Genomic DNA, 8,089 nt, shown 5'->3' with positions numbered 1-8,089 from the left:
CTTTTCTTCACTTCTACTATATAAAAAATAGTAGTGCGAACCAATGCCTTGGTCTGCACTACTAATCTTAGTATGTTCTTGAGTGTTTTTCTGTATAGCTTGATGGGCATGAGGCCAAGCTGAAAAATACAGAATATCTTATAAAATTCGGAATTTTATAAGATATTAACGAAAGAGTTTTGTAACATTTTCGCAAGAAAGATGAAAGGTATTTAAACTAAGATGAACTTATAAATATTGATTTTATATTTTTAAATCAACATACGACAGTCTTTATATGTTTATTTTTTACAGTGTTACATGTAAGCAATCTAGGTTAAATTTTACTAAGAGAGGACAACAAAAATGAAGAAAAAATTTAAAACAATTGGAATTGGAAAGAAAGTCATTCCTACCGCAGCGGCATTAGGTATTCTTTTTTCAGTAGCTCCTATTGCAGAAAACAAGGCTAGCGCAGGGATAGGTACCGTACTCGATGTGACGATTACTTCATTAGGTATAGTGAAAGACATTTATGAAGGACTTGGAATATCTCCAAATGATCCAGGACCAGGCACTCACATTGATGTATATGCAGAAAATATAACTTACAGGGCTCCTAATTTTACATCTGGGGAATTTAATATTTCCATGCATCATACAGAAGATGATTCAAATTTTACTAAATCAGTTAAAGTACTCTATCCAAATGGAAAAATTGAAATTCATAAATTAAGATCTGGGCAGCAGCTTAAAATTACTGAAGCGGGTACAATTATAGATCTAAACCCTGATGCAAAATCTGTCTCAGAACACGATCTTCTTTACATTACACAAGCACAATTAGACGAAGGAAAGACCGGAGTTGTGATGAATCAAGGTCAAACAGCATTCGTAGAAAAAACATCTGGTAAAAACCCAAGACTTGTTATTCCATTTCATAAGAAAAGATACCCATCATATACTTCTGAATGGTCATTTGCTAGAGGTACAGATGCCCTATTTGCTGAGTTATCAGATGAGGAAAAGCGAATATCAACATTGACTTCAAAGCCAGTATCCAAAGATGTTCTTGAGAATTATGTTAAGAATGACCCTAAAGCTCGTGCAGATTTTAATGATCGCTCAACTGATATATTGGCGGACTCTACAAAAATCCTAGAGACACCTATTACACTACCATTTAGTATACTAAATGATGGTAAACCTTATCAAATTATCCCCTATAAAAAAGGGACGAATAAAGTATTGGTAAAAACAGGTTCAAAATATCTTTCAGGGAAAGAAGGAAAGGGACTTCAATATTCTGATTCGATTGGTGATGATGAAGTGTTTGAACTTGTTCAGACTGGCAATTCTAATGATAATAAATTCCAGTTCTATTTAAAAAACAAGAATGGAGTAAGTTTGGCTGGTAATCAAAATGTTCACCAATTTGGTACTGATTGGAGTTTCAAATCTGAAATTCGTTTCACTGCAAAAAGCAACAATGAAATTCATAACTGGTTAAGAGATTGGTATCCTAGTAAAGAAAATGAGAAACAGAATTATGACGGAATAGAGTTCAAAATTGATGAAAAAGATCGCTCTATATGGACTGCATATGATTCTACTGGAAAATTGATTAAAAATAGTTGGGTAAACCAAGGTACGCAAAATCCCGGTTGGTTTTATGCAGATGCTTCAGGAGTTCTCTTGAAGGGTTGGCAGAAAATTGAGGGTAATACGTATTATTTTAATCCGGAGTCTCACGAGATGGCTTCAGGAATAAATTCACAAATTGAGGGTAAGTACTATCACTTTAATGATTCTGGTGCTTTGCAACGATCAGCATGGAGAGATAATTACTATTCTGATGCTTCTGGAGCGTTGGTTAAAGAAGGTTTGCGGGAAATCGATGGTAAAATTTATGATTTCCAAAATTACCAACCTACTAAAAATAAACTACGTTTAGAAGATCAAAATGTCATTCTTCATTTTTCTGACAAGGGCGTGCTTGAGAGAGCTTCTGATCTGAATGGAAACGCACTAACTACTCCTACAACTGTTATTTTTAACGAGAAACAAGTAGCCTTTGAGAAAAACGGTGCTATTAGAAAATTAGGAGTGACTGAAAAGAGAGCTTTCCCTCAACCGGATGGAAGCGAGAAGAATGCAATCCACTATTATAGCTTAGAAGAAGGAGCTACTTATGCTGGTTGGAAAACGATTGATGGAAAGAAATATCATTTCAAAGACGGCGCACACTATACTTTCGATGGACATGAAACCATTGACGGAAAAAGATATTATTTTAATCATGACGGAGAAGCTAAGCTAACAGGGTTCGATAAAGTTGATGGTAAGATATACCATTATGACGATAAAGGCGTAATGCAAACGGGCTGGCAACAAATCGATGGTAAATGGTATTACTTCGATGAATCTGGAGCAGCTAAGATAGGATGGTTCTCAGTTGGTGGTGGGTATCATTTCCCTTATTACGGATACTTTACGTATTATGCTAAACAGGATGGTTCAATTTATACAGATACCAAGGTTGAAATTAACGGAAAAACCTATAAATTTGATAGCCATGGACACAAAGGCTATTAATGATACAAAAAAAAGTCTGTTTTTTATAAATATGACTCGCTAAATGAGATTCCCACGACCTCCAGATGCTTTCAGCATCTGGAGGATTTTTATTAACTTGATGGTGATGTGGTGCACCTCATAAAGAAAAAGGACCTGCTCATATATTGTTTAAAAACATAAAGTAATGTGTATCCGTTAAAACACATGTGCATCCCAGTTGGTCTCTCTTACTCAAGGAGGAAATGTTATGGGCTTTGGAGGTAGTTGTAGTGGTTTTGGTGGCGGATTCGCTTTACTAATTGTCCTGTTCATTCTGCTAATTATCATTGGTTGCAGTTGTTGGGGCGGCGGATTCGGTTGCTAGTAAAGAAAAGGCACTCATTGGAGTGTCTTTTCTTTATGAAAAGATCCCCACACATTGTGCAGAGATAAAGAGTGAATGTACTCATATATTACAACAATACTCCTCCACTAACAAAACAGTAAAATCTCATTATGGGGCACGGCAAGAATTCCTTCTTTTTTGAGCCACTCACTAGAGGACAGTTATATAATTATGTTTTTACATTTAATGGAAATAAAGTTATTTGAGGTCTATTAGGGGTCCTGACGTCAAAACGCGGACATCGTATATTATCGAGACCTAAATTGTAAAAAGTCATAAAAAATTAAGGGTATTACATATAAGCCATTTATAATATGTAATACCCTTTTACTTCTTTTATTTTGATTGAGATATTAAATTATTACTTTATAAGAATTAATTATAAATATAGATAATTAAGTTGTAATTTACTCTGTTGAAGTGATGCACCTAAAATGAAGGTAACTATTATATAAGGGGTAATTTTATGAGTAATAAATTGAAATATTTATTAGGGATTAGCATTACCGGATTCGGGGATGGAATTTTATTAATCAAGCAGAAGGAATGAAATACTTACTGTTTTTATCTATTTTGAATAGCATTAGTATACAAATGACAACAACTTTATTATTACCTCTTGCAGAACAGTTTGAAGGAGGGAGCGGACTCTACTCAATATTTGAGATGGCATTTTCAGTAGGAGGGATTATAGCAGGTTTTATTGCTATCTATTTTTTAAAAAAGTTTAAACATAAAGTTATTTTTATTACGATGGTGGGTATGGCAACCTCTTCTTTTTTATTATATTTGAATGACTATAAAACAACGGCCGTTATTTGTATATTTATAATGGGGCTATTTACCATGTCGCACTTGATTATTGTGCAAACGTTAATACAGTTGAATACTACAACAGAATATATTGGCAGGGTAATAGGCTTAAGAACGATTCTAGCATCATTTGTTAAGATATCATCTGCTCTATTAACTGGTATTTTAATAACTCGTATGGGAGTGAATAATATTTTGCTTTTATTTTCTATCTTAATATTGGCTAGCTTTATTACGATTGGAAATATGAAAAAACAAATGTATTAAAATGAAGGGAAATACATCTGGAAGATTAATCAGAGATGCTGTTACAGGTTGTAAATAACTTGCGAATCGGGGGATAAAATGATTAATATACGTTCGAAAACAGAAGAACTAAGAGCAAAATTAAAAACTATATTGAGTCGAGAATATAAAGAATAAAGGCATATTCTATAAAGAGCGTGTTAAAACACTTCATAATGAAATACATAGATGTTTATAAGAATAAATAAAAGATGCTTTCACATAGGGGGCCCGCCACATCGCCATCAAGCTAAATGCACGAGTTATCCCAAAACAATAAAAACGAGCAAAATGCACGAAATTTTCGTTCTGGGGGTATTATGAGATCTTAAGTTGATGGGCATAGGGTATCTCATTTTCGTTAACTTGATGGTGATGTTTCCGTACCTCAAATCGGGTGATAATTATTACAGTGTGCCAGATTTCTTGTAGCTTTTAAATTAAAGGCCTTACCCAAAGTTGAGAAAAATCCACATATCCAAAATATTTCATCCTAATATTCGTTAGATCTGATGAAAAAGGAATCTGACATTTATCATAATATAAGGGAATCATAATAGAGGATTCTATCAGTTCTTTTTCAAGGTCTTTATTTAATGAGGGCCACTTCTCAAAATGTGTACGTTTGTATCTATCAAGGTGTTTTTTTATTGTTTCATTTGTTTTTACAATCTTAGCCAACGGTGAATATCTAGCTGTTAGAAAATAATAAAATGATATCTCTTGATTCATCTCGAATACCTCACCATGAATAAAGAGATCAACTTGTTCATTAAGTTTTTCATCTCTCAGATAGCTTTCAAAAGGAACCCATTTGACTAGAAAAGGTATATTTTCTTTTTCTAAGACATTCATTAACCACTTTGTCAGTTTTTCTGTATACTGAGTAGCTTTTATAATAAGTGGTTCTTTAAATGTGGGGCGTGATTTTTGTCGCATATCGATTTGATGATCTATTTCCTTCAAACAACTCGTAGGGTTGGGGATCTTATTAAAGTCATATTCATGGATATGATTGATATTCTTAGTAATAATATAATGTAAGTAGTTACGAACATCGATTCGTTGAATAGGTGAATTACGCCAGGCATTCATAATTATAACGCCAAAGCCAGAATTTCTTTCTACTTGAAAGGTGGAAGTGTTCTCGTTGCGCTTGGAAGATTGATAAATAGTATCAAATTCTAGAGGAACCTGAATGAATTCTACTGTATCTAGCAATGGTCTTTCCTGAAAATAATCATTAAATGCTATCAATGATGTCTTTTCCTGGTTATTCTCTCCTATATAAAAACCACCAGTTCCCACAATTACACCGTTATTTTCTTTATAAATGCTTGTATTTATCATACATAACATTTGTAAACAATAGCTACAACCATCCGGATAATGTATGTCAATAATTAATGGTGATACAATATCTATTTTCTCTATTGGTGCCCATAAGTCTTTATAGTATTTATGACTCCGTAGTTTTGAGAGACATAGTTTCACGTCAGTCGCTGTTAAGATAGATCCATCATGAAATTTTATGGACTTTTTTAAGTATAGTCTAAGCTTAGATTGAGTTAAATCCCAACTATGAGCTATTTCAGGAAATATGTTCCCCTTTTCATCCATATAAACAAGTCGATTGAACACGTTTGCGACAATGTGTGCACTATGTACATCGGCAGCCTCTAGTGGATGTGTTGTTAAAAAGGGCTTTCTTCTAGGAATAATTAATTTATCATCCGAATTATGTATATAGCCAAATTTTGAGTGAAACTTAGTCATCAAACGTAGTTTACTGTTTGGAGACCAATTATATAGTAAATATTTACTGCTTTTTTCAACAGGTTGTTGATCCATAATCTCCATCACTTGTGACTCATAGATTTGTTCTATATTTTTAAGCCATTGAAGAGAGGAAGTGTGTCCTCTTCCTTTTCCAGAATTGAAAATTAGCCAACCTTCATCCATCCATTTATGTAAGTAACGTACTGTTTGCTTTGTACTTAAACTTAAAAAGTCTGCTAGGTCTTTTATTTTTATGTGTCCTGAAGAAAATGATTGCCATAGATCCAATAAATTTTTATCCATTTTCCTATCTCCTTCTATAAGTAGACATATTTTTCTAGATATGTCCATTTTTAGTTTGATAAGTCTAGTTTAATATAACATTAGATAAAAGGAGGAGATACTATGAATTGGAAAGACTTTGAGCAAAATATAAAAGTACGCTTAATTACATCATTTTTTAATCGTGCTGTTACATCAGCGGTAATGCCTTTCATGGCATTGTTTTTTGCTCAAGAAATAAATAAAGTATGGGCCGGGTTATTTTTAATCTCGACTGTTATTTTAAGTTTTTTTTCAAGTTTAATTGGAGGTTACATTTCAGATCGCTTTCAACGGAAGAAAGTTTTATTGTTAACTTCTTCTTCTAGTGCTGTAATGTTTTTATTAATGACCTTAAGTTTATATCCTACAGATAAGTTGATTTGGTTATTTGCAATTGCTTATGTAGGTTTTGTAATATCTAGCAGTCTTGGTCGTCCATCCATGCACGCTATAATAATAGATTCAACTACACCAGAAAATCGAAAGGCTGTTTATACAATTGACTATTGGCTTATGAATCTTTCGATGGCAATTGGTGCTGCATTAGGTGGTTTTTTATACATTAATCACCAAAAAGAGTTATTTATATTACTAACCTTAGTTTCTGCTACACTACCAATTACCTATAAATTGTGGTTAGTTGCTGAATTTAATAATTTCTTAGAACCAAAACATGAAAATATAGTATTGGATCTAATCCAAAACTATAAAATTGCTATTCAAGATGTAGCATTTTTAAAAGTTGTAATAGGATCTACATGCATATTTGCGGCAGAGTTCTCCTTAAATAGCTATATAGGTATACGACTTTCAGAAACATTTAATACAATAAACGTTGGGAACTTTGAAATAGTAGGAGTAAGGATGCTGAGTATTCTCAACATACAAAATATGCTTTTAGTGGTATGTTTGACGTTTATTGTGAATAAATTTACAGATCGTTTAAGTGGAAAGAAGGCGTTACTTTTAGGTCTGGTTCTCTATGGTGTAGGATATGTAACAGTAACATCTGCAAACACTTGGTACGTACTTATTATTTTTAATTTTATTGCTACTGTTGGTGAACTTGTCTACTCGCCTGTCAGAAATGCAGAACAAGCTAATATGATCCCGGCTGATAAAAGAGGATCTTATTCAGCTTTTGCAGGTCTATCAGATATTGGTGCTGACCTGATTGCAAGAATTACCATTATCGTTGGTGCTTTCTTGATTCCTACGATAATGTCCGTTTACATTGGAATCATTGTGATAATTGGCACATTCCTCTTATACACTGGATTGTTCATTAGAAAAGATATTCAGTCTAAAGAAATATTGAAGAAAATATCATCATAATATAATACTTTAATAGTTATACATGGACAAAGAGGACAAAAGAGGAAGGCTTCCATACAGAACGACGCGGAAAAGGAAATGTTGGTGGCCCTTCCTCAAAACAGCTATTTTCTGATGACAAACTAAAGAAAGCTTATTTATCTTGCGTAAAAGATAGTACGACACGAGAGATTTTAGCTTATCATGTTTCCCCTTCTTTACAAATGGATATCGTCTATCAAACATTAGATAAATTAAAAGATAGATTAGGAGATATGATTCATCCTGAAGCACTTTTACACTTAGATTTTTCATTACACGCACCCGGAATTTCAGCGCTGCGTAAAGGAAATGGGTATGAGACAGTCTATGTCACGTAGAGGAAACTGTCTAGATAATGCCTCAATGGAATCCTTTTTTGGTCATATGAAAGATGAATTAGACTATAAGTGTTGTCAAACATTCCGATCTCTTCAACTAGTAATAGAGAATTATATACAAGATTATAATTATGATCGTTATCAATGGACTCTCAAAAAAAATGGCTCCGGTACAATACGAGGCCACTGAAAAAGTCCTTATAGTTAAAAAAGTGAAAGCTTCCTCGATGAAATCGAGGAAGCTTTCACTTTT

6 protein-coding genes are annotated in these 8,089 nt (G+C 33.4%); 5 read left to right on the top strand and 1 reads right to left on the bottom strand.

Annotation, left to right across the window (positions count from 1 at the left end; translation table 11 throughout):
• Positions 1-345: 345 nt before the first annotated feature.
• The 3 genes from JDS96_RS29060 (at position 346) to JDS96_RS29050 (ending at position 4,021) form a co-directional block, all read left to right on the top strand.
• Positions 346-2,574, top strand: coding sequence for an N-acetylmuramoyl-L-alanine amidase family protein (locus JDS96_RS29060; protein ID WP_199668900.1), 2,229 nt, complete (start codon positions 346-348; stop codon positions 2,572-2,574).
• A gap of 229 nt (positions 2,575-2,803) precedes the next feature.
• The gene (locus JDS96_RS29055) at positions 2,804-2,920 is read left to right on the top strand and encodes a YjcZ family sporulation protein (RefSeq protein WP_199668899.1); all 117 of its coding nucleotides are present in this window, start codon (positions 2,804-2,806) and stop codon (positions 2,918-2,920) included.
• Positions 2,921-3,487: 567 nt separating this feature from the next.
• Positions 3,488-4,021 carry an MFS transporter gene (locus tag JDS96_RS29050; protein ID WP_242480017.1) on the top strand — a complete coding sequence of 178 codons (534 nt, stop codon included), beginning with the start codon at positions 3,488-3,490 and terminating at the stop codon, positions 4,019-4,021.
• Between the two features lie 453 nt (positions 4,022-4,474).
• On the opposite strand, the gene JDS96_RS29045 is transcribed toward JDS96_RS29050, so the two are convergent.
• Positions 4,475-6,121 (bottom strand): ABC transporter substrate-binding protein, encoded by a 1,647-nt coding sequence (locus JDS96_RS29045; RefSeq protein WP_199668898.1) that lies wholly within the window; start codon positions 6,119-6,121, stop codon positions 4,475-4,477.
• A 102-nt stretch (positions 6,122-6,223) separates the two neighbouring features.
• Here JDS96_RS29045 and JDS96_RS29040 point away from each other — a divergent pair, with 102 nt between their 5' ends.
• Both JDS96_RS29040 and JDS96_RS33370 read left to right on the top strand, forming a co-directional pair.
• Positions 6,224-7,477, top strand: coding sequence for an MDR family MFS transporter (locus JDS96_RS29040; RefSeq protein ID WP_003202829.1), 1,254 nt, complete (start codon positions 6,224-6,226; stop codon positions 7,475-7,477).
• Between the two features lie 330 nt (positions 7,478-7,807).
• On the top strand, positions 7,808-8,026 hold the full coding sequence (locus tag JDS96_RS33370; protein WP_374221022.1) for an integrase core domain-containing protein: 219 nt from the start codon (positions 7,808-7,810) through the stop codon (positions 8,024-8,026).
• Positions 8,027-8,089 lie beyond the last annotated feature (63 nt).

This window comes from Bacillus cereus group sp. N21 (genome assembly GCF_016483395.1).
GTDB classification, from domain to species: Bacteria; Bacillota; Bacilli; order Bacillales; family Bacillaceae_G; genus Bacillus_A; species Bacillus_A pseudomycoides.
Note: the sequence above shows the minus strand (reverse complement) of the source record. Positions and strands in the feature narration are given on the sequence as shown.